The 779-nt window shown below is 42.1% G+C and carries 1 protein-coding gene; it reads right to left on the reverse strand.

All coding sequences use genetic code 11. The features are described 5' to 3' along the window. Positions 1 to 19: 19 nt before the first annotated feature. Positions 20 to 779 (reverse strand): hypothetical protein (locus ACS8FC_RS16700; protein WP_439297606.1); only part of this gene is annotated, 760 nt, incomplete at its 5' end.

Below are 779 nucleotides of genomic sequence, written 5' to 3' on the forward strand. Positions count from 1 at the left end.
AAAATAGACATTATTGCCGTTAGTGAATATTTTTCTTAGCCGCGTTTTCAGTAGTAGCTGACGTATTTTGCTCACTGAAATGCTGAGTCATCTCAGCACGTAGCCAAGATTTCAGATTTTCAGACATGAGCATCATTTGCTCACTCAAGTAGTCGTCGATTTGGTTTTCAAGCTCACGAATTAACGTTTGATCCGCCGGATCCAGCTCACTGTCTTCTAACACCAAGTTGATGGCTGCACTGGTGTTATTATTAATGTCTTTGAGATTATGATTGACCAGCCCATGAGTTTGATCGCTCATAGTTTTACTATCAGCGTTTTTATTATCGCTAGTTTCACTCTCACTATTGGCTACTTCAGAGTCAGTCTTTTCGATTTTTGAGTTGTCATCAGGATCGTTCTCTGTGATGCCTTTATCAGAAATGGCTTTTTTATCGATATTGTTTTGGTCGGCTGCTCGCTGCTCATTTTTTTCTTGTTCTTTTTGAGCCGTTTCTGCTTGTTCACGGCGCGTAGCTTCTGCTTTACGCGCAGTCTCTTCGGCCTCTTTTTTCTGTTCTTCTAACTGTTGTTTTTCAGTCGCTGCGCGCTCTTGTTCTTGTTTATCTATGATTGCCTTAGCGATGGCTTGCTCGGCATTATAGTTATCATACAGCTCGTCCACATGGGTATCCAAGTCATGTGTATGAAAAGTGAAGCTTTCAAATACGGTATCTGCTTGCAGTAGGGTGGTGATGTCTTTTAGCTCTTGGGTAATTGCAGCGCGTACTGGATCCGGT

It is taken from the genome of Psychrobacter sp. 1Y4, from assembly GCF_051847555.1.